A 19649-nucleotide genomic window follows, 5' to 3' on the forward strand; every position below is an offset into this window, starting at 1 on the left:
CTCACGACCGGACCCGCCGCAGCCTGACATAGAGCGCGCCCGAGCCGCCATGATTGCGCGCGGCGTGGTCGTGACTGGAGACCAGCGGCCGGAACGCGGGCGTCGACAGCCAAGCCGGCACCGCGCGGCGCAGCACGCCGTCGCCGCCCGACGACGAGCCCTTGCCGGTGATGACCAGGACGTAACGAATGCCGCCGGCATGGGCGCGGTGCAGGAAGGAGAACAGCAGCGAATAGGCTTCGTCCTGCGTCATGCCGTGCAGGTCGACCCGGCCTTCGATGGGCAGCCGGCCTTTCGACAATTTGTCCAGCGTCGGCTCGTCGAGTGCATGGGAGACATGCTGGGCCTTCGGCTTAGGCGCGCCGGCCGGACCGGCAACGGGCCGGGCTTGTTGCGTCGGCGCCGGCTTCGCCTCGATGCCGAAATCCGGGACAGGCACGGCGGCCTTGCCCTTCAGCGGCTTGGCCGTGCGCGCCACCAGGTTCCACAGCACCCGGTCGTCCTCGCTCAACCTGTCGCTGCGGCGGGTCATGGCTTCGACCCCGAGACGAGCGGGCGCGGCACCAGTGCGTAGAAATCGGCCGGATTGCGCACCACGCCGGCGATCTCGCCGGCGGCGTCGCCCGAGCCGGCGAAGAGATCTCCGCGCGCCGGCCCGGTGATGGCGGAGCCGGTGTCCTGCGCGATCATCAGGCGCCGGAACGGTTTTGCCTCGAAGGCCGTCAGCGATGGCGCGTCGATGTAGAAGGGCGTGCCGAATGTGTGCAGCAGCCGGTCGACGGCGATCGAGCGGCCCGGCGTCAACGGCACCTTGGCGGCGGCGATCGGCCCGAGCGTTGCGTCCTCGACCGCGGCCTCGCGGAAGAAGATATAGGAACGGTTCTGCCACAGGATCTCGTCGACGCGGCCGGGATGCGCCCTGAACCAGGCGCGGATCGACTGCATCGTCACGTTTTCCAGCGGGATCTCGCCGAGCTCGCTCAACACCTTGCCGGGCCCGGTGAAGCGCTGGCCGGACTTGGCCGCATAGGTGACGCGGCACAGCCGGCCGTCGGTCATGAGAAGCCGCGCCGCGCCCTGCACATGGATGAAGAATGCATCGACCCTGTCGGCCAGCCAGGCGATCTCCAGTCCCTTGCCGGCGAGCGCGCCGCGCTCGATCGCGCCGCGGTCGAAATATTCGGCCGGCCCGTCCGGCGTCCGGCGCGCGAAAGCGAGATAGGGGTCCATTCCGTCGGGCCGGTTGGCGTCGTCGACATCGACGAGATCGGCGGGACGCGACAGAAGCGGCACGGCAAAACGCTCCGTGCGCACCGGCGAGGCCTCGACCTCCGGTTCGTAGAAGCCGGTAACGAGGCCGGCGCCGGTCTCTGGACTCACCAGCATGGGGACGAAATGACGCTCGAAGAAGGCGCGGGCCTCCGACCGGCTGGCAGGAGGGGCCGCGCGCGCCTCGGCATAGGCACCGGCAAAGGCGTCGAAGTCGACGCCGAGCGCGCCGCTGCGATAGGGCTTGGCCAGGACATGGAAGGCAGAGCGGCGAAAGGCCTCCAAGGCCGCCAGATGGTCGTCGTCATCCCAGCCGGGCAGAGCGCCGAAGGATCTTTCGCTGAATGCCTGATGGAAGGACACGACAGGCCCGCCGCGGTCAGGGATTCAATCTTCTTCTTCGGTGGCGACGAGCTTCCAGTTCGGGTCGCGCGAGCGCGTGTCGCGGGCGAAGGTCCAGACGTCCTTGACCTCGGCGACGGTTTCGGGGTCGCCGTCGATGACCGCACCGGCCTTGTCGCGCGTCGCCGAAATCAGCTCGCTGATGATGCGCAGCGTGACATGCGCCTCGCCGCCCTTCATCTCGGCCGAGACGATGTCGGCCTTGTCGATGCCGACGAAGGAAGACTGGATCTTTTCCGACCGCGCCTCGCGCTCGCCGATCGCGGCGACGAAACCGTCATAGACATCGCGCGACAGAAGGTTCTTCAGCGTTTTGCGATCGCCGTCGGCATAGGCCATGACGATCATCTCGTAAGCCATCTTGGCGCCGTCGACGAAACCCTTCGGGTCGAAGGACGGATCGTTGTCCTTGATCGTGCGCAGGCCCTTGTTGAGGTCGGTGCCGGGCTTGGCAAAGGCGTCGATGGCCGCATAGACCTCGCCGGCCGGCTCGCCGGGCTGGCGCTTGCGCGGCAGCGACACGACATTCTCGGACTTCTGCGCATCCTTGTCGCCGGTGCGGGCGGCGGTATAGGGATCGAAAGGCGGCCGTTCGCTGCCGGTACGACGGCCCAGCACATTGCGCAGCTGGAAAAAGATCACAACTGCCGCAATCAGAAAGAAAATCGTGCCGAAGTCGAAGAAACCCATATCTTCCGCCAATCAATCCTGCCCTCGGCCGGACCGCCCGGCCAACAGGGCAGCGGTCGCATAGCGTTCAACATGCAAACCATATAGAACGCAAGGCGCAATCATTCAAATCAAAGGCAGCCATACCTATCTAACAGCCTCGGCGCCAGCGGCCGGTGGCCGCTGGCAGGCAAAACAGACCAACGCCAGAACGATCGGAAGGATCGGCAAGACTTGCGCATTTCGTTATTTCCCGTTTTTCTTCTGGCGCTTCCGCTGCTGGAGATCGCCGGCTTCGTCATAGTCGGGCGCCAGATCGGCGCGCTGGCGACGGTCGGCCTGGTGCTCGCCTCGAGCATCGCCGGGGCGCTGCTGCTCAGGCATCAGGGTTTTGGCGTCATGAGCCGCATCAGCACCGAGATGGGCGCCGGCCGCGATCCGAGCCGCCAGCTCGCGCACGGCGCCATGATCGTGCTCGCCGCGATCCTGCTGATCATCCCGGGCTTCATATCGGACATTTTCGGCATTCTCCTGTTCCTGCCGCCGGTGCGCGATCTTGCCTGGCGCAGGCTCAAGGGCCGCATCGTGGTGGCGACGAATTTCTCGGCCGGCGGCTTTCGCGGCCGGCCGCGCGACAGGGTCATCGACCTCGACGACGGCGATTATTCGCGCGAAGACGATTTCAAGCGCGGGCCGGACCACAATTCGCCATGGCGCCGCCTGAAGGACGACTGAGGCTATATTGATGTTCAGGTGATGCCGGCCTGACCTGAATCTCGACGCAGTCTGGATCCCCTCCGGTCGCAAGGCGGCAAACCTTGTCTTGTCATGCCGGCCATGGTAGCGAACGCCCGATTTCAATTCGGTCAGCAATGCTGCCCAGGCAAAAGGACACAAGGCTCATGGCCAGCAAAGATGACGCGCCGGTCGGCGCCAACGGAAACGGCAACACGGCGCAGCCCTCGCTCAACGTCCTTGCCCAGTATGTGAAGGACCTTTCCTTCGAGAGCCCCGGCGCGCCGAACTCGCTGCGCGGCCGCGACAAGGCGCCCGGCATCGCCATCAACGTCAACGTCAACGCCAATCCGCTCTCCGACAAGCAATTCGACGTCAACCTGACGCTGAACGCCAAGGCCTCCTTCGACCAGGAAGTGCTGTTCAACGTCGAGCTGGTCTATGGCGGCGTTTTCGCCATCAGTGGCTTCCCGCAGGAACACATGCTGCCGATCCTGTTCATCGAATGCCCGCGGCTGCTGTTCCCGTTCGCCCGGCAGATCATCGCCGAGGCAACGCGCAATGGCGGCTTCCCGCCGCTGATGCTCGACCCGATCGATTTCGCGCAGATGTTCCAGCAGAAGCTGGCGGAGGACCAGGCAGCGTCGAAGGTCCAGGTGAGCTGATTCCGGCTCGTACGGATATTGCAGAAAGACCCGGCCTCGCGCCGGGTTTTTCGTTTTAGAGGCTGGTGTGGCCGGTTTGGCCGCAGAGCCCCCGACCTCGTCATCCTAGGGTCTCCGCGACGTCGCTTCGCTCCTGCTCCGCCGTAGGATGACGAAGGCGAGGAGAACGGCGCGCTTAGGCGCCCATCACCTTCAGCCACAGCGCCTTCTCACCCAGCGTGGCGACCATGCCGGCATGCGCAGCGCGCTCGGCTTCGCTCAGCCGCGGGGGCAGGGCGATCGGCCGTGCGCCGACCGAGATATCGATGTCTGCCACTTCGCCCGCGCCGTTCATCTGCACTGAAACGGTGTCCAGGATCAGAGCCGTCTGCTTGCCGCCGATCAGCTCGATATAGACTTCGGCCAACAGCTCCGAATCCAGCAAGGCGCCGTGCTTGGTGCGCCGCGCATTGTCGATGCCATAGCGCCGGCAGAGCGCGTCGAGCGAATTGGGACCCATCGGATGCCTGCGCCGCGCCAGCGCCAGCGTGTCGACGACGCGCCCGATGTCGACGGCCGGATGGCCGAGCCGGCCGAACTCGACATTGAGGAATCCGATGTCGAAGGTGGCATTGTGTGCGACCAGCTTGGCGCCGTCGGTGAAGGCGATCCACTCCTCGACGATCTCGGCGAAGGACGGCTTGCCTTGCAGGTCCGCCATGCTGATGCCGTGCACGGCCTGCGCCTCGGCATGGATCGAGCGGCCCTGCGGGTTGATGTAGTGGTGGAAGGTCTTGCCGGTCGGAAAGCGGTTGACCAGCTCGACGCCGCCAAGCTCGATGATGCGGTCGTCGCGCATGTCGAGGCCGGTGGTTTCCGTATCGAAAATGATCTCACGCATCGAATCAGTCGCTCCTGGTGAGCAGAATCGTGAGAGCGGAACAAAATGGCAATGGGCAATGACTTTTTTCCTTCTCCCCCTGTGGGAGACGGAAAAGAGGCGCCGATCTAACCTCTCAAATCCGCGATGATAGCTTTGACCTCAGCCCGCGCGGCATCCAGGCCCCGGCTGGTATCGATGACGAAGTCGGCCTGGCGGCGCTTTTGCGCATCCGGCACCTGGCTGGCCAGGATGGAGGCGAGTTTCTCTTCGCTCATGCCGGGCCGCGCCAGCACGCGCTGGCGCTGGACTTCGGCCGGCGCGGTGACGACGACGACCTTGTCGACGCGGTCGCGGCCGCCGGTTTCGAACAGGAGCGGAATGTCGAGGACGGCAAGCGGCGCGCCGGCGGCGCGGTTGCGCGCCAGGAACGCGTCGGCGTCGGCGCGCACCAGCGGATGGATGATCGCTTCCAGCCTTTTCAGCGCGGCCGCATCGCCAAGCACCCGAGCGCCGAGCTTTGCCCGGTCGACGCCTCCGGCGCCGGTGGTTCCTGGAAACGCGGCCTCGACCAGGGGGGCTGCCTTGCCGGCATAGAGGCGATGCACCGTCTCGTCGGAATCGTGGACCGGGATGCCGGCCTCGGCAAACATTTTCGCGGTGGTCGACTTGCCCATGCCGATCGAACCGGTGAGGCCGAGCACGATCATGGTTTTGGCGCCAGATCGGCTTCGACGAGCGCGCGCAATTCGGGTGTGACCTGGGGCCGCACGCCGAACCAGCGCTCGAAACCCGGCACCGCCTGGTTGAGCAGCATGCCGAGGCCGTCCACCGTCTTCAGCTTGCGCGCGCTTGCCGCCGCAAGCAGCGGCGTCTCGAGCGGCACATAGACGATATCGGTGACGATCGCGTGGTCCGGCAAAAGGGCCGGGTCGGCGGCCAGACCCTCATTGCCTTGCATGCCGAGCGCCGTGGTGTTGATGAGCAGGCCGGCATCGGCAAGCAGTTCACCGGTCGCCGCCATGCCATGCGCCGAGACACCGGCGCCGAACCGGTCGCGCAATTCCACCGCCCGGGCAAGCGTGCGGTTGACGATGCGGATATCGCGGATGCCGCGCTGCTTCAGCGCGTGGGTGACGGCGCGCGAGGCGCCGCCGGCGCCGAGCACCACCGCCGGGCCATTGGACGCCCAACCCGGCGCATGATCGTCGAGATTGGCGGCGAAGCCATGGCTGTCGGTGTTGCCGCCCCACAATTGGCCGCCCTCCAGCCACAGCGTGTTGACGGCGCCGATCTGCTGGGCTGCCTCATCACGGCGCTCGATCAGGGCGAACGCCGCCTCCTTGTGCGGGATGGTGACGTTGCCGCCGAGATAGCCGTTCGCTTGCAATGTGCTCAGGAATTCGGCGAAATCCTGCGGCGCGACATCGATCGCCTGGTAGCTGCCGTCGATGCCGTATCTGGCCAGCCAGTGGCCGTGGATCTTCGGCGAGCGCGAATGCTTGATCGGGTGACCGGTGACGAAGGCCTTTTTGGTCGCCTCAGCCATCGATCGCTCCCAGCGTGCGCAGTTCGGCCAGCAGCGGCAGCAGCGGCAGGCCGACGATTGTGAAGTGGTCGCCCTCGATCTTCTCGAAGAGCTGGATGCCTTCGCCTTCGACCTGGTAGGCGCCGACGCTCGACAGCGCCCTTGAGCCGACGCGCGCCAGGTGGCGGCCGATGAAGGCCGGATCGAGCTTGCGCATGGTGAGGCTGGCGATGCCGACATGGCGCCACAGCACCTCGCCGTCGCGGACCAGGACCGCGGCGCTGTTGAGCTGATGGGTCCTTCCCGACAGCGCCAGCAGATGGCGGCGCGCCCCTTCCATGTCGGCCGGCTTGTGGAACACCTCGTCGCCGAGCGACAGCGTCTGGTCGCAGCCGAGCACCAACGCGCCGGGCCTGCGCTCGCTTACTTCGGTGGCCTTGGCTTCGGCCAGCACCAGCGCGACATCCTCGGGCGAGGCGCCGCTGCCTTGCAGGGGCGCCTCGAGCGCGCGCTCGTCGACATCAGGCGCAACCGCCTCGACGTCGATGCCGGCACCGAGGAGCATCGCCTTGCGGAACGGACTGCCGGAGGCGAGGATGATTTTTTCGGTCATGCTGGTTCACCCAGGATTGGCGTTCCGTCGCGCACCCCTCACTTATCTCACCTGCACCTACCGCGTCTTCCCCCGCAGGGCAACGATTGCCGCCGCCGTTTCCTCGATCGAGCGGCGGCTGACGTCGATCATCGGCCAGCCATGGCGGGTACAGATCTGGCGGGCATAGGCGAGCTCCTCGTTGATGGCGGCGCGGTCGACATAGTCGCCTGGCACATAGGCGCTGCTGTTGCCGAGGATGCGGTTCTGGCGGACATGCGAGATGCGTTCAGCGGTGGCGACAAGGCCGACGATCAGCGGCGTCCTGGCGTTGACCAGGCTTTCGGGCACCGGCACGCCGAGCACGATCGGAATGTTGGCGGTCTTGATGCCCCTGTTGGCGAGATAGATGCTGGTCGGCGTCTTGGACGTGCGCGAAATGCCGACCAGCACGATGTCGGCATCGTCCATATTGGCCGGCAACTGGCCGTCATCATGTTCCATGGTGAAGTTGAGTGCGTCGATGCGGCGGAAATATTCGGCATCGAGGACGTGCTGGGCGCCGACGCGGCGGCCGGCGGGCGTGCCCAGATAGGACTGGAAGACGGTGAGCACCGGCTCCAGCACGGAGACGCAGGGCAGGCCCATGGCGGCGCAGCGCTCGTCGATGCCGCGCGCCAGCTTCTGGTCGACGACGGTGTAGAGAATGATGCCTGGCTCCTCCTCGATGTCCTCGAACACCTTGGCCACCTGTTTTTCGGTTCGGATGAGCGGGTAGATGTGCTCGATGGCGCGCGCATCCTTGTATTGCGCCGAAGCCGCACGGCCGGCCGCGAGCAGCGTTTCGCCGGTGGCGTCGGAGATCAGGTGCAGGTGGAAGAAGCTCTGGGGTTTGTTCACAGGGTTTTACCTAGGGCTGTGGGCGGATGTGGATAAAGCAGGGTTCGGAAAACCCGCCGGCCGGAGCGACTGTATCAGATGCCGGTTTGTCCACAATTCGATGCGCTGTAGGCTTCGTCGGGCGGCTGGGGACAAGTCCGTGGACGAAGATTTCTGCCTTTTGTCTGTCCACAGGACGTACCTGCAGGATCGCTGCTCTAGCGTGTTGAGTCCAATGGAAGATTCCGGCTCGTCCCCAGAACCATGCAAGGGGCGATTGGAAATGCGCGACAATATGCTTGCTGGTGTTTTGACGGCCAAAGCGGGACAGGTGACAACCACCACAACCAACAGACTCTTAGAATCAGAAGATTCTTTAAAATAAGATATTTGATTAAAGGGAAGCCGGGAGAGGCGAGCGCTCTATGCCTGCAAGACGGATCATGCTGGACGTGCTGAAGGGTGAGACGGTGTTTCCGCCGCCGCTCTGGATGATGCGCCAGGCCGGGCGCTATCTACCGGAATACCGCGAGACGCGCCGACGCGCAGGTTCATTCCTCGACCTCTGCTATGATCCCGACCTTGCCTTCGAGGTGACCATGCAGCCGATCGAGCGCTTCGGCTTCGACGCTTCGATCCTGTTCTCCGACATCCTTGTCGTTCCGCATGCGCTTGGCCGCGACGTGCGCTTCGAAGAGGGGCGAGGGCCGCTGCTGACGCCGATCACGGCGGCTGAAATCGCGGCCCTGGACAGCACGGTGTTTCACGTGAATCTCGAACCGGTCTACGAGACGGTTCGCCGGTTGCGGACGAAACTGCCCGATGAAATCACGCTGATCGGCTTCTGCGGCGCGCCATGGACGGTGGCGACCTACATGATCGCCGGGCACGGCACGCCGGACCAGGCGCCGGCGCGGCTGTTCGCCTATCGCGAGCCGGCGGCGTTTCGTCGGCTGCTCAAGGTGCTGGCCGATCATTCGGCCGCCTATCTCATCAGGCAGATCGAGGCCGGCGCCGATATGGTACAGATATTCGATTCCTGGTCCGGCGTGCTCGACGATGCTTGTTTCGAGCTGTTCTGCGTCGAGCCGGTGGCCGAGATCGTCAGGCAGGTTCGAGCGGTCCATCCCGATGTGCCGATCATCGGTTTTCCCAAGGGCGCCGGCGCGCGCTACCGGAGCTATCGCGAGAAGACCGGCGTCACGGGGCTGGGGATCGACTGGACGGTGCCGCTGGAGACAGCGAAGGCGTTGCAGCGGGAAGGGGCCGTCCAGGGCAATCTCGATCCGCTGCGGCTGGTCGCCGGCGGCAAGGTGCTGGCCGACGGCGTCAGCGCGATCCTGGAGAGCCTGGGAAGCGGACCGTTGATCTTCAATCTTGGCCACGGCATTACCCCGGAAACGCCGATTGCGCATGTCGAGGCGATGGTGAAACTGGTGAGGAGCGCGACACGCTGATGGCCGGGATGAGCAACACCAACAGCACGGGCCAGGCGATGATGCGCATGGTGATCGGCATCGTGGCCCTGGTCGTGCTCACCGCGCTGCTGTTTCTGGCGGCCCCAGACGGCTTCTATCTCTGGGCCAAGGCGATCCACGTTCTTGCCGTCATCTCGTGGATGGCGGGCATGCTCTATCTGCCGCGGCTGCTGGTCTATCACGCTGATGCCGAGAAGGGTTCGGTGCAGTCGGAGACTTTCAAGGTGATGGAGCGCCGGCTGCTGCGCGGCATCATCAACCCGGCGATGATCGTCACCTGGGTATTCGGCCTATGGCTGGCCTGGAAAGGTTTCGGTTTCCAGGGCGGCTGGCTGCACGGCAAGATCGCGCTGGTGCTGGTTCTGTCGGGCATCCACGGCTATCTGGCCGGCGCTGTGCGAAAATTCGCTGAGGATCGTAACGAAAAACCCGCGAGGCACTGGCGGATCGTCAACGAGATCCCCACATTGCTGATGATCGCTATCGTGATCCTGGTCGTCGTCAAGCCGTTCTGAACCTTCAGACCTCTCTCACGACCTGCTAAAAGGCGGCTTGCTCTTTCAGCCGGCCGACGATAAAAGACGGGTCTTCCTTCCCGTCATGCGCCGCCCTTCATTGCTTTTGGCCGCGCCCGGCATTTATCGCATCCCGCCGATTTCCTCCCAAAAGCCTACCCAGAGTCTATCCTAATGCAAGAAATGAAACTCACCGAGTTCAAGAACAAGAAACCGCCAGAGCTGATCGCCTATGCCGAATCGCTCGAGGTGGAGAACGCCAGCGTCATGCGCAAGCAGGAGCTGATGTTCGCAATCCTCAAGAAGCTGGCCGCCCAGGACATCGAGATCATCGGCGACGGCGTGGTCGAAGTCTTGCAGGACGGTTTCGGTTTTCTGCGCTCGGCCAACGCCAATTATCTGCCGGGTCCCGACGACATCTATATTTCGCCCTCGCAGATCCGGCGCTTTTCGCTCAAGACCGGCGATACGGTCGAAGGGCCGATCCGCAGCCCGAAAGAGGGCGAGCGCTATTTCGCGCTGCTCAAGGTCAACACGATCAATTTCGACGATCCCGAAAAGATCCGCCACAAGATCCACTTCGACAATCTGACGCCGCTTTATCCGACCAAGCGGCTGAAGATGGAGATCGACAACCCGACCTCCAAGGATATCTCGCCGCGCGTGATCGATCTGGTGGCGCCGATCGGCAAGGGCCAACGCGCGTTGATCAACGCGCAGCCGCGTACCGGCAAGACGGTTCTCATGCAGAACATCGCCCACTCGATCACCGCCAACCATCCGGAATGCTACCTGATCGTGCTTCTGATCGACGAGCGGCCGGAGGAAGTGACAGACATGCAGCGCTCGGTGAAGGGCGAGGTGATCTCCTCGACCTTCGACGAGCCGGCGGTGCGCCACGTGCAGGTCGCCGAAATGGTCATCGAGAAGGCCAAGCGGCTGGTCGAGCATGGCCGCGACGTCGTCATCCTGCTCGATTCGATCACCCGCCTCGGCCGCGCCTACAACACCGTGGTGCCGTCCTCCGGCAAGGTGCTGACCGGCGGCGTCGACGCCAATGCCCTGCAAAGGCCGAAGCGCTTCTTCGGTGCCGCCCGCAACATCGAGGAAGGCGGTTCGCTGACCATCATCGCCACCGCGCTGATCGATACCGGCAGCCGCATGGACGAAGTTATCTTCGAAGAGTTCAAGGGCACCGGCAACTGCGAAATCCAGCTCGACCGCAAAGTGGCCGACAAGCGCATCTACCCGGCCATGGACATTCTGAAGTCGGGTACCCGCAAGGAAGACCTGCTGGTGCCGCGCGCTGACCTGCAGAAGATCTTCGTGCTGCGCCGCATCCTGGCGCCGATGGGAACAACCGACGCGATCGAGTTCCTCATCGACAAGCTGAAGCAGACCAAGACCAACGCGGACTTCTTCGATTCGATGAATACGTAGTTCGCAGAGCGAACTCCACTTCTTCGTGATCCTCGGGCTTGACCCGAGGATCCATGCCATGGCCTCGGCCAAAGAGCGCGGCGGACTGGATCTTCCACCTGTTGCAGCGCTCGAAAGTCACGGCATGGATCCTAGGGTCTCCGCGACGGAGCTTCGCCCTAGGATGACGAACTCTGTGGTCTTCGTCGCAATAGCCCTTCCAATTCATCCGGATCGCTCACCGCCGGCAAACACACCTGCCCCGTGCACAGCCACGCGCCCGGCCTGTCGGAGGGAGGCAGGATCCCGCCCGGCAACAGCGTTCGATTCGCCTGCGTGCCGATCGCCACCACAATATCCACCCGACGCGGATCGGGATTGCGATTCGCTACCGGAACGAGCGTCGGATTCGCCAGATCGTCCACAAGCACCAGCTTTAGCGGCTCTATGGCGAGCGCCGAGGCGTTGACGATGCCGGCCTGTCCATAGGCCTGGTGCGCCGCGCGGCCGGCGGCATGTTCGGCGACTTTCGTCGCTTTCTCCTGCAGGTCGAGATCGCCGGTCAGCGCGGCGAGCCGGACCAGCGCCTCGATGACCTGGCCGGTGGCCGACGCAATAGCCTCGTCGACATCGCCCCTGATGCGGATCGGCACGTCGGTGCTATCGGATGCCGTGAGATAATAGCCGGTGCCGTCGGCATCGGCGTGCCAGCGGTCGAGCTGCTCGACGAATTGCCGGGCCCGATCGGCGTAGCTCCAATCGCCGGTGGCTTCGAACAGGGCGATCGCCGCATTGGTCATCGACGCATAGTCGCTCGACAGGGCCGGGAACAGTTTCTTGGCGCCGAGCATGGAATGCGGCAGCCGTCCGCCCTCGGCCGAAGAGGCGATCTGGTCGAATGCGGTCTTGGCCGCGTCGATCCAGTCTTGCCGCGCCAGCGAGCGGCCGGCCTCGGCAAGTGCTGCGATCATCTGGCCGTTCCAGTCGGCGAGGACCTTGCCGTCGCGGCCTGGCCTGACGCGCCGTTCACGGACTGCCAGCAGCCTTGCCTTGAGAGCGGCCAGAAGCGGCTGCTCGGCAATGCCTTGCACCTGCTGGGCCTGCGTCTGGTGGACAACGGGCTTGCCTTCCCAACCGGGTGGGCTGGAGAGCATGAAGTTGTTGAAAAACAACGGTGAATCGTCGCCGAGCGCGGTCTCGATCTCTTCCCGGCTCCAGGTGTAGAAAAGGCCCTCCTCGCCCTCGCTGTCGGCATCCAGACTGGCGGCGAAGGCGCCGCCATCGACGCGCATCACACGCAGCAGCCAGTCGACGGTCTCCTCGATTCGGACCCGGAACAAATCCTTTCCGCCCGCGGCATGGGCCCAGTTGCAAAAACGGATGAGTTGCGCGTTGTCGTAGAGCATCTTTTCGAAATGCGGCACCAGCCATTGCGCGTCCGTGGAATAGCGGCTGAGACCGCCGCCGACGTGATCGTAGATGCCGCCGGCCAGCATCCGTTCGAGGCTCAGGAGGACATCGTCGCGGTGACCGGCATTGCCGTCGCGCAGCCACGACAGCCACAGTGTCCGCATGAATGGCGCATTGGGGAATTTCGGCGCGCCGCGCAGGCCGCCGAGATCCTTGTCGATCATGCCGTCTATGCCTCTGGCGAGCGCGGCAAGCGTGTCGCGGTCGAGCGCGGTGCGGGCATGCGCGCCGGCGAGCCGGGTTTCGACATGCGAAGTCAGCCCGTCGGCGCTCTGGTTCAGGCTGCCTCTTTTCTCGCGCCAGGCCTTGTCGATCGCCTCCATCACCTGGATGAAGCCCGGGCGGCCATAGCGCGGCTCGCGCGGGAAATAGGTGCCGCCCCAGAACGGCTTGCCGTCCGGCGTCAGGAACATGGTCAGCGGCCAGCCGCCCTGCTCGCCCATCGAGGACAGCGCCGCCATGTAGATCTGGTCGATGTCGGGACGCTCCTCACGGTCGACCTTGATATTGACGAACAGACGGTTCATGACGGCGGCGACGTCATCGTTCTCGAAGCTTTCATGGGCCATGACGTGGCACCAGTGGCAGGCGGCATAGCCGATCGACAGCAGGATCGGCCGATTCAGCGCCCTCGCCTCGTCAAGCGACGCCGGCGACCAGGCCCGCCAATGCACCGGATTGCCGCTGTGCTGCTGCAAATAGGGGCTGGCTTCGTCGGCAAGCAGATTTTGCGCAGGCAGTGTCACGATGAGCGGTCCGGCGAAACAGGGGTTGGATAGTGAAGCTAGGGCGGTCCAACAAGGCGGGCAAATGATTTCGGCCGACACCATCGTCGCGCTTTCCAGCGGCCGCCTGCCCGCCGGCGTCGCCGTCATCCGCATTTCGGGGCCAAAGACTCGATTCGTTGTCGAAACGATCGCCGGCGGTATGGTTAAGGGCCGCGTAGCCAGCCTGCGCAAGCTGCGGGCGCCCGATGGCGGCGTGCTCGACAGTGGCCTGGTGATCTTTTTCCCCGGCCCCGGCAGCTTCACCGGCGAGGACGTGGCGGAATTCCAGGTGCATGGCGGCCGCGCCGTGGTGGCGAGGCTGTTGGAGACGATCGCCGGTTTCGAAGGCGTCAGGCACGCCGAAGCGGGCGAGTTTACGCGCCGGGCCTTCCTCAATGGCAAGGTCGACCTGGTAAGGACGGAAGCGCTGGCCGATCTGGTCAACGCCGAGACCGAGGCGCAGCGGCGCTTCGCGGTGCAGAATGCCGAGGGCGCGCAGGCCGAGCTTTATCTGAGCTGGCGGCGGCGGCTGATCCATGCGCGCGCCATGATCGAGGCCGAGATCGACTTTGCCGACGAAGACGACATTCCCGGTTCCGTTTCGGATACGGTCTGGTCTGATGTTTCGGCGGTGATTGGGGAGATCGAGCGCCACATTGCCGGGTTTCGTGCCGGCGAAATCATCCGCGACGGGTTCGAGGTTGTTATCCTCGGCGCCCCGAATGCCGGCAAGTCGAGCCTGTTCAACGCCTTGGCGCGGCGCGATGCAGCTATTGTAACGGATGAGCCGGGCACGACGCGGGACCTGCTCGAGATCGTGCTTGACCTCGAAGGCCTGCGGGTCAGGCTGACCGACACCGCAGGCCTGCGCGATGCGGCCGGCAAGGTGGAAGCGATCGGTATCGAGAAGGCGCGAGCCAAGGCGCATGGCGCCGACCTCTTGCTCATCCTCGAGGATATGGCCGACCCGCATCCCGTTGCTCTTCAACGCGAGGGGATCGCGACCTTGCGCGTGGGCACCAAGCTCGATTTGGTGCAGGAAAGAGCCCCCGCCGGGCATACAGGCGGTTATGATCGCGTCATTTCGACCAAGAACGGGACGGGCGTGACGGAACTGCTGGCCGAAATCGCCAGGCTCGCGGCCGCGCAGGTCGGCGAAGCCGGCGACATCCTGCCCTCACGGCTTCGCCACGTTGAATTGCTAGGCGAAGCCAACCGCTTCCTGCTGCGCGCGGCCGAGAGTCCGGACGCCGGGCAGGAACTGCGCGCCGAGGATCTGCGGCTGGCCGCCGACCGGCTCGGCCGGATCGTCGGCGCGGTCGATGTCGAGGACATGCTGGATGTGATTTTCTCGCAGTTCTGCATCGGGAAATGATTCACGTGGAACATTGTCGGGGCGCGGACGCCGTCAAGCCTCCCTTCTCCCCGTCACTATACGGGGGAAGGTGCCGGCAGGCGGATGAGGGGCAGCGCTGACCTCGGCTTCTATCACGACGGGCCCGGCCGATGACTCACGTGAAACAGAAGGGCTCTCCGACCGACGTTGTTTCACGTGAAACGGCTGCGCCGGGGTCAATCGCCAGCGTCGGCGCTACCCCGCACTTGCCTGCCGGCATTCTCTTATCCGGCATTCTCTTACAAGGACGGGGAGAGGGCGCGCTGTTATTTCCAGTTTCGGCAATTATCAGCCTTGTAAATGAAGGTGCCGGCTTTGCGGTCAGCGCTGTCTCCCTGTGCCAGGGAGAAGTGCCGACACGGCGCCGGGGGGCGGCGCCGGCGGTCGATACACGTGACTCACGTGAAACACTACAATGAGGCTCGCCGTCCTGTTTCACGTGAAACTCCCGCGAAGTTTCTTGACACCGTCCCGCTGCGGGGACATCTCTCCACCAAACTTCGAATCCAGGGCGTTTTGAAATGACCGATCACTATGATGTGGTTGTGGTGGGTGGCGGCCATGCGGGCAGCGAGGCGGCCAGCGCGGCTGCGCGTGCGGGCGCCAGGACAGCGCTGGTGACGCTGCGTTTCGACACGATCGGCGTGATGTCCTGCAATCCGGCCATTGGCGGGCTCGGCAAGGGCCATCTGGTGCGCGAGATCGACGCCATGGACGGACTGATGGGCCGGGTGGCGGATGCCGCCGGCATCCAGTTTCGCCTGCTCAACCGGCGCAAGGGGCCGGCCGTGCGCGGCCCGCGCACCCAGGCCGACCGGAAACTTTACCGGCTCGCCATGCAGGAGGCGGTCAGGCAGCAGGGCGGTCTCGATGTGATCGAGGGCGAGGTGCTCGACTTCGACATCGACGATTCGGGATGCCTGCGCGCCGTTCTCCTGGCCGATGGCCGGCGCCTTGCCAGCGGCGCGGTGGTCCTGACCACCGGAACCTTCCTACGCGGGCTGATCCATATCGGCGAGAAGAAGATTGTCGCCGGCCGCATGAACGAACAGGCGAGCCTAGGGCTGTCGGCGACGATGAGCCGCGCAGGCTTCAAGCTCGGCCGGCTGAAGACCGGCACGCCGCCGCGCCTCGACGGGCGCACGATCGACTGGGCGTCGCTGGAAAACCAGGCGGCGGATGACGAACCGGTGCCGTTCTCGCTGCTGACCGACCGCATCGAGACGCCGCAGATCGAATGCGGCATCACGCGCACGACCGCGGCCACGCATGAACTGATCCGCGCCAATCTCGGGCGCTCGGCCATGTATTCGGGCTCGATCGAAGGCGTCGGGCCGCGCTACTGTCCGTCGATCGAAGACAAGATCGTCAAGTTCGGCGACCGCGAAGGCCACCAGATTTTTCTAGAGCCGGAAGGCCTGGACGACGACACGGTCTATCCCAACGGCATCTCGACCTCGCTGCCGGAGGAGGTTCAGCTCGAAATCTTGAAGACCATCCCGGGGCTGGACCGAGCGGTGATGCTGCAGCCCGGTTATGCCATCGAATACGACCATGTCGACCCGCGCGAGCTTCATCCGACCTTGGAGACGAAGCGCGTCGGGGGCCTGTTTCTAGCCGGGCAGATCAACGGCACGACCGGCTATGAGGAGGCCGCCGCGCAAGGTCTGCTGGCGGGCCTCAATGCCGCAAGGCGGGCGTCGGGCAGCGAGCAGGTCGTGCTCAGCCGCACCGAAGCCTATATCGGCGTCATGGTCGACGATCTGACCAGCCGCGGCATCAGCGAGCCTTACCGCATGTTCACCTCGCGCGCCGAATTCCGGCTTTCGCTGCGCGCCGACAATGCCGACGAGCGGCTAACGCCGCTGGCTGCAAGGCTGGGTATAGCGTCAGCCCGGCGGATGCAGCGGTTCGGCGAGGTGGAGCAGCGCCTCGCCGAAGCGCGCCGGCTGGCGCTCGGCGTAAAGCTGACACCCAACGAGGCGGCGCGCCACGGGCTGGAGGTCAATCGCGACGGCGTGCGCAGATCCGCCTATGAACTGCTCGCCTATCCCGGCGTCGACGTGGCTTGGCTGGCCCGAATCGATAGGAATTTCGGGACGATCGACGCCAGGACGGCGGAGCGCCTCGAAACGGAAGCGAAATATTCGGTTTATCTCGATCGCCAGAAGAGCGACGTCGCCCAAATCCGGCACGAGGAAAGCCGGCTCATCCCCGAGTCGCTCGACTTCGCCGAGGTGCCGGGACTATCGAACGAGCTGAAGCAGAAGATGCATGCGCGGCGACCGCGTTCGGTTGCCGACGCGCAGCGCATGGAAGGCATGACGCCGGCGGCGCTGGCCATCATCGTCGCTCATATCAGGCATTCCGAGAGCGCGCAAAGGGACGTCGCGTGAGCGCTGGCTCCTGGGAGAGCCTGCGCAACGCCGCCGGTCCGGTTTCACGTGAAACATTCGATCGCCTCGTGGTGTTCGAAGGGATGTTCCAGAAATGGAACCGCAGCATCAATCTCGTCGCGCAGTCGACGGCCGGCGATGTCTGGCAACGCCACATACTGGACAGCGCGCAGCTCTGGCGAATCGAGGACAAAGCGCGGCGATGGGTCGATATCGGCTCGGGCGGCGGATTTCCGGGACTGGTCCTGGCGTTCCTGCTTGCCGAGCGTGACGGCGCCAGCATCGACCTGGTCGAAAGCAATCGCAAGAAAGCGGGATTCCTGCAAGCCGTCGTCGGCCAGTTCGGCCTGCCGGCGCGTGTCGTGGCGCGCCGCATCGATGACAGCCATGCGCTTGTCGCGGCACCGGAAATCGTCACGGCGCGGGCGCTGGCGCCGCTTTGGACCTTGCTTGAGCTGGCGGGACCGTGGCTGACATCAGGCGCGCGCGGGCTGTTCCACAAAGGCCGGGATTACCGCGCCGAAGTGCAAGAAAGCGTTAACCGCTGGAGCTTCGATCTGGTAGAACATCCAAGCATGACCGACCCTGGCGGCGTCATCCTTGAACTGTCCAATGTGCGACCTGTCTGAACAAAGACCTGTCCGAATCCGTGTTGGCGACCCAAAATGAATTCCTGGCATAGACCCATGATGAAGAACGGCCCTCGAATCATCACCGTAGCCAACCAGAAGGGCGGTGTCGGCAAGACCACCACTGCCATCAACCTGGCCACCGCGCTGGCGGCGATCGGCGAGAAGGTGCTGATCGTCGACCTCGATCCGCAAGGCAATGCCAGCACCGGGCTCGGCATCGACCGCAAGGACCGCACGGTGTCGTCCTATGACGTGCTGACCGGCGAGCTGGAGCTGGAGGAGGCGGCGATCCCGACGGCGGTGCCCGGCCTGTCGATCGTGCCGTCGACCCTCGACCTGCTCGGCATCGAGATGGAGATCGCCTCGGCGCCGGACCGGGTGCTGCGGCTGCGCAACGCCCTGCGCGCCGCATCGGCGCGTTCGGCCGGGTTTGGCTATGTGCTGATCGACTGTCCGCCGTCGCTCAATCTCTTGACCTTGAATTCGATGGCGGCGGCCGATTCCGTTCTGGTGCCGCTGCAATGCGAGTTCTTCGCGCTGGAAGGTCTCAGCCAGCTGCTCGAAACCGTCGAGCAGGTGCGCCGCTCGATCAACCCGGATCTCACCATCCAGGGCATCGTGCTGACCATGTATGACGGCCGCAACAACCTCGCCAACCAGGTGGTGCAGGACGTGCGCGAGCATATGGGCGACAAGGTCTACGAGACCATCATCCCGCGCAATGTGCGGGTCTCTGAAGCGCCGTCCTACGGCAAACCGGCGATCCTCTACGACCTCAAATGCTCCGGCAGCCAGGCTTATCTGCAGCTTGCGTCGGAAGTGATCCGCCGCGAGCGTAAATTGCGCGCCGCTTAACAAGCGGCCGCGCATGGCAAAAGCCGATTCGATACCGAAACAATCTGGAACCGAAATGAGCGAAGACCTTTCGAGAAAGAGACTGGGCCGCGGGCTGGCAGCGCTGATCGGCGAGATCGACCGTCCGAGCGCGCCGGAGAAGCCTGGGATGAGTGCCGACGGCAAGGTGCCGATCGAGTTCCTGACGCCCAATCCGAAAAACCCGCGCCGGCATTTCGGCGACGCCGAGTTGACCGACCTGGCGCAATCGATCCGCGAGCATGGCGTGGTGCAGCCGGTGGTGGCGCGGCCTTCGCCGTCGCAGGCCGGGCGCTACGAGATCATCGCCGGCGAGCGGCGCTGGCGTGCCGCGCAACGCGCCGGATTGACCGAGATCCCGGTCATCGTGCGCGAGGTCAACGACCGCACGGCGCTGGAACTGGCAATCATCGAGAACGTCCAGCGCGCCGACCTCAACCCGGTCGAGGAAGCGCTCGGCTATCAGCAGCTCATCGACGATCACGGCTACACCCAGGCCGATCTCGGCCAGGTCATCGGCAAAAGCCGCAGCCATGTCGCCAACACGCTGCGGCTGCTGAAGCTGCCCGACGTGATCCGCGACATGCTGGTCGACGGGGCCTTGTCGGCGGGCCATGCCCGCACGCTGGTGACGGCGGAGGACCCGGCGGGGCTTGCCAAGCGCATCGTCGAGGAAGGGCTCTCGGTGCGCCAGGCCGAAGCGCTGGCGCAGATGCCGGCCGGTCCGACCCCGGCGAAGCCGAAGCAGGCGAAAAGCGCGCCGGAAAAAGACGCCGACACGCTGGCGCTGGAAAAGCTGATGACCGGCACGCTCGGCATGATCGTGACCATCGACCACACGAACAAAGGCGGCGAGATTCGCGTGGCGTACCGGACGCTGGAGCAGCTTGACGAGCTGTGTCGGAGATTGAAACAAGAGCGGTAGTTAGCCGGCGAACTTCAACAAAGCGGAAGCTACAACGCAGGGAAAACGAGGGCTGGCTGTCCGCCAGCCCTTTCGTTTGAAGCGCTGGCGATTGCGAAAAAGCAGCGCCATCGGTATCTGTCGCCAGCCGCGCTCGCGGCTTGACAGTGCCCGGCAACGGCGTAACCTCTATTAGACAAG

19 protein-coding genes are annotated in these 19649 nt (G+C 64.7%); 10 read left to right on the forward strand and 9 right to left on the reverse strand.

From position 1 onward, the window contains the following. Position 1: 1 nt before the first annotated feature. Genes FJ428_RS10405 through FJ428_RS10415 form a run of 3 tightly spaced genes read right to left on the reverse strand, consistent with a single transcriptional unit; the run spans position 2 to position 2361 of the window. Complete coding sequence (locus tag FJ428_RS10405) at positions 2-532, reverse strand: Smr/MutS family protein (protein ID WP_140491867.1); 531 nt, start codon at positions 530-532, stop codon at positions 2-4. Beyond that, positions 529-1632, reverse strand: coding sequence for a murein transglycosylase A (locus FJ428_RS10410; protein WP_140662598.1), 1104 nt, complete (start codon positions 1630-1632; stop codon positions 529-531). The genes FJ428_RS10405 and FJ428_RS10410 overlap by 4 nt, the downstream gene beginning before the upstream one ends. Positions 1633-1656: 24 nt before the next feature. Further along, entirely contained in the window at positions 1657-2361 is a 705-nt protein-coding gene (locus FJ428_RS10415; protein ID WP_140514105.1) for a Tim44/TimA family putative adaptor protein, read from the reverse strand. A gap of 213 nt (positions 2362-2574) precedes the next feature. Here FJ428_RS10415 and FJ428_RS10420 point away from each other — a divergent pair, with 213 nt between their 5' ends. Together FJ428_RS10420 and secB are read left to right on the forward strand one after the other, a co-directional pair. Beyond that, positions 2575-3075: an FxsA family protein gene (locus tag FJ428_RS10420; protein ID WP_140491873.1), complete on the forward strand. Its 501-nt coding sequence runs from the start codon at positions 2575-2577 to the stop codon at positions 3073-3075. A 167-nt stretch (positions 3076-3242) separates the two neighbouring features. Beyond that, complete coding sequence (gene secB / locus FJ428_RS10425; RefSeq protein WP_140491875.1) at positions 3243-3740, forward strand: protein-export chaperone SecB; 498 nt, start codon at positions 3243-3245, stop codon at positions 3738-3740. 175 nt (positions 3741-3915) lie between these two features. On the opposite strand, the gene dnaQ is transcribed toward secB, so the two are convergent. The 5 genes from dnaQ to FJ428_RS10450 form a co-directional block, all read right to left on the reverse strand. Next, positions 3916-4620 (reverse strand): DNA polymerase III subunit epsilon, encoded by a 705-nt coding sequence (gene dnaQ / locus FJ428_RS10430; protein WP_140514104.1) that lies wholly within the window; start codon positions 4618-4620, stop codon positions 3916-3918. Positions 4621-4727: 107 nt separating this feature from the next. Further along, on the reverse strand, positions 4728-5309 hold the full coding sequence (coaE, locus tag FJ428_RS10435; RefSeq protein ID WP_140670543.1) for a dephospho-CoA kinase: 582 nt from the start codon (positions 5307-5309) through the stop codon (positions 4728-4730). After that, positions 5306-6148, reverse strand: a complete 843-nt coding sequence (locus tag FJ428_RS10440; RefSeq protein ID WP_140879386.1) for a shikimate dehydrogenase — start codon at positions 6146-6148, stop codon at positions 5306-5308. Before FJ428_RS10440 ends, coaE begins: the two co-directional genes overlap by 4 nt. Continuing rightward, a complete protein-coding gene (locus FJ428_RS10445) occupies positions 6141-6740 on the reverse strand; it encodes a Maf-like protein (protein WP_140879387.1) in 600 nt (199 codons plus the stop codon). The genes FJ428_RS10440 and FJ428_RS10445 overlap by 8 nt, the downstream gene beginning before the upstream one ends. A gap of 57 nt (positions 6741-6797) precedes the next feature. Beyond that, complete coding sequence (locus tag FJ428_RS10450; RefSeq protein ID WP_140491905.1) at positions 6798-7619, reverse strand: pyruvate, water dikinase regulatory protein; 822 nt, start codon at positions 7617-7619, stop codon at positions 6798-6800. A 404-nt stretch (positions 7620-8023) separates the two neighbouring features. On the opposite strand from FJ428_RS10450, the gene hemE reads away from it, so the two are divergent. The 3 genes from hemE to rho all read left to right on the forward strand — a co-directional run bounded on the left by hemE (position 8024) and on the right by rho (position 11031). Further along, positions 8024-9055, forward strand: a complete 1032-nt coding sequence (hemE, locus tag FJ428_RS10455; protein WP_140879388.1) for a uroporphyrinogen decarboxylase — start codon at positions 8024-8026, stop codon at positions 9053-9055. Beyond that, positions 9055-9591: a protoporphyrinogen oxidase HemJ gene (hemJ, locus tag FJ428_RS10460; protein ID WP_140524481.1), complete on the forward strand. Its 537-nt coding sequence runs from the start codon at positions 9055-9057 to the stop codon at positions 9589-9591. Before hemE ends, hemJ begins: the two co-directional genes overlap by 1 nt. Before the next feature lie 174 nt (positions 9592-9765). Continuing rightward, positions 9766-11031 (forward strand): transcription termination factor Rho, encoded by a 1266-nt coding sequence (rho, locus tag FJ428_RS10465; protein WP_140491913.1) that lies wholly within the window; start codon positions 9766-9768, stop codon positions 11029-11031. Positions 11032-11189: 158 nt separating this feature from the next. Here the strand turns inward: rho and FJ428_RS10470 are convergent, their stop codons facing one another. Continuing rightward, positions 11190-13226 (reverse strand): thioredoxin domain-containing protein, encoded by a 2037-nt coding sequence (locus FJ428_RS10470; protein ID WP_140879389.1) that lies wholly within the window; start codon positions 13224-13226, stop codon positions 11190-11192. A 64-nt stretch (positions 13227-13290) separates the two neighbouring features. Between FJ428_RS10470 and mnmE the strand changes: the two genes are divergently transcribed. The 5 genes from mnmE (at position 13291) to FJ428_RS10495 (ending at position 19469) form a co-directional block, all read left to right on the forward strand. After that, a complete protein-coding gene (mnmE, locus tag FJ428_RS10475) occupies positions 13291-14622 on the forward strand; it encodes a tRNA uridine-5-carboxymethylaminomethyl(34) synthesis GTPase MnmE (RefSeq protein WP_140879390.1) in 1332 nt (443 codons plus the stop codon). 542 nt (positions 14623-15164) lie between these two features. Continuing rightward, positions 15165-17039 carry a tRNA uridine-5-carboxymethylaminomethyl(34) synthesis enzyme MnmG gene (mnmG, locus tag FJ428_RS10480; protein WP_140879391.1) on the forward strand — a complete coding sequence of 625 codons (1875 nt, stop codon included), beginning with the start codon at positions 15165-15167 and terminating at the stop codon, positions 17037-17039. Further along, positions 17036-17668: a 16S rRNA (guanine(527)-N(7))-methyltransferase RsmG gene (gene rsmG / locus FJ428_RS10485; protein ID WP_140514096.1), complete on the forward strand. Its 633-nt coding sequence runs from the start codon at positions 17036-17038 to the stop codon at positions 17666-17668. The genes mnmG and rsmG overlap by 4 nt, the downstream gene beginning before the upstream one ends. A gap of 57 nt (positions 17669-17725) precedes the next feature. Further along, positions 17726-18526 carry a ParA family protein gene (locus FJ428_RS10490; RefSeq protein WP_140491929.1) on the forward strand — a complete coding sequence of 267 codons (801 nt, stop codon included), beginning with the start codon at positions 17726-17728 and terminating at the stop codon, positions 18524-18526. 55 nt (positions 18527-18581) lie between these two features. Then, positions 18582-19469, forward strand: a complete 888-nt coding sequence (locus FJ428_RS10495) for a ParB/RepB/Spo0J family partition protein (protein ID WP_140491933.1) — start codon at positions 18582-18584, stop codon at positions 19467-19469. The last annotated feature ends 180 nt before the right edge of the window (positions 19470-19649 follow it).

Source organism: Mesorhizobium sp. B2-8-1, from assembly GCF_006440955.1.
Classification (GTDB): Bacteria; Pseudomonadota; Alphaproteobacteria; order Rhizobiales; family Rhizobiaceae; genus Mesorhizobium.

Coding starts and splice junctions, on each gene's coding strand:
- secB (WP_140491875.1), top strand. CDS start 3,243: ATGGCCAGCAAAGATGACGCGCCGGTCGGCGCCAACGGAAACGGCAAC.
- mnmE (WP_140879390.1), top strand. CDS start 13,291: ATGATTTCGGCCGACACCATCGTCGCGCTTTCCAGCGGCCGCCTGCCC.
- hemE (WP_140879388.1), top strand. CDS start 8,024: ATGCCTGCAAGACGGATCATGCTGGACGTGCTGAAGGGTGAGACGGTG.
- FJ428_RS10405 (WP_140491867.1), bottom strand. CDS start 532: ATGACCCGCCGCAGCGACAGGTTGAGCGAGGACGACCGGGTGCTGTGG.
- coaE (WP_140670543.1), bottom strand. CDS start 5,309: ATGATCGTGCTCGGCCTCACCGGTTCGATCGGCATGGGCAAGTCGACC.
- FJ428_RS10445 (WP_140879387.1), bottom strand. CDS start 6,740: ATGACCGAAAAAATCATCCTCGCCTCCGGCAGTCCGTTCCGCAAGGCG.
- FJ428_RS10495 (WP_140491933.1), top strand. CDS start 18,582: ATGAGCGAAGACCTTTCGAGAAAGAGACTGGGCCGCGGGCTGGCAGCG.
- FJ428_RS10490 (WP_140491929.1), top strand. CDS start 17,726: ATGATGAAGAACGGCCCTCGAATCATCACCGTAGCCAACCAGAAGGGC.
- FJ428_RS10440 (WP_140879386.1), bottom strand. CDS start 6,148: ATGGCTGAGGCGACCAAAAAGGCCTTCGTCACCGGTCACCCGATCAAG.
- rho (WP_140491913.1), top strand. CDS start 9,766: ATGCAAGAAATGAAACTCACCGAGTTCAAGAACAAGAAACCGCCAGAG.
- dnaQ (WP_140514104.1), bottom strand. CDS start 4,620: ATGCGTGAGATCATTTTCGATACGGAAACCACCGGCCTCGACATGCGC.
- FJ428_RS10415 (WP_140514105.1), bottom strand. CDS start 2,361: ATGGGTTTCTTCGACTTCGGCACGATTTTCTTTCTGATTGCGGCAGTT.
- mnmG (WP_140879391.1), top strand. CDS start 15,165: ATGACCGATCACTATGATGTGGTTGTGGTGGGTGGCGGCCATGCGGGC.
- hemJ (WP_140524481.1), top strand. CDS start 9,055: ATGGCCGGGATGAGCAACACCAACAGCACGGGCCAGGCGATGATGCGC.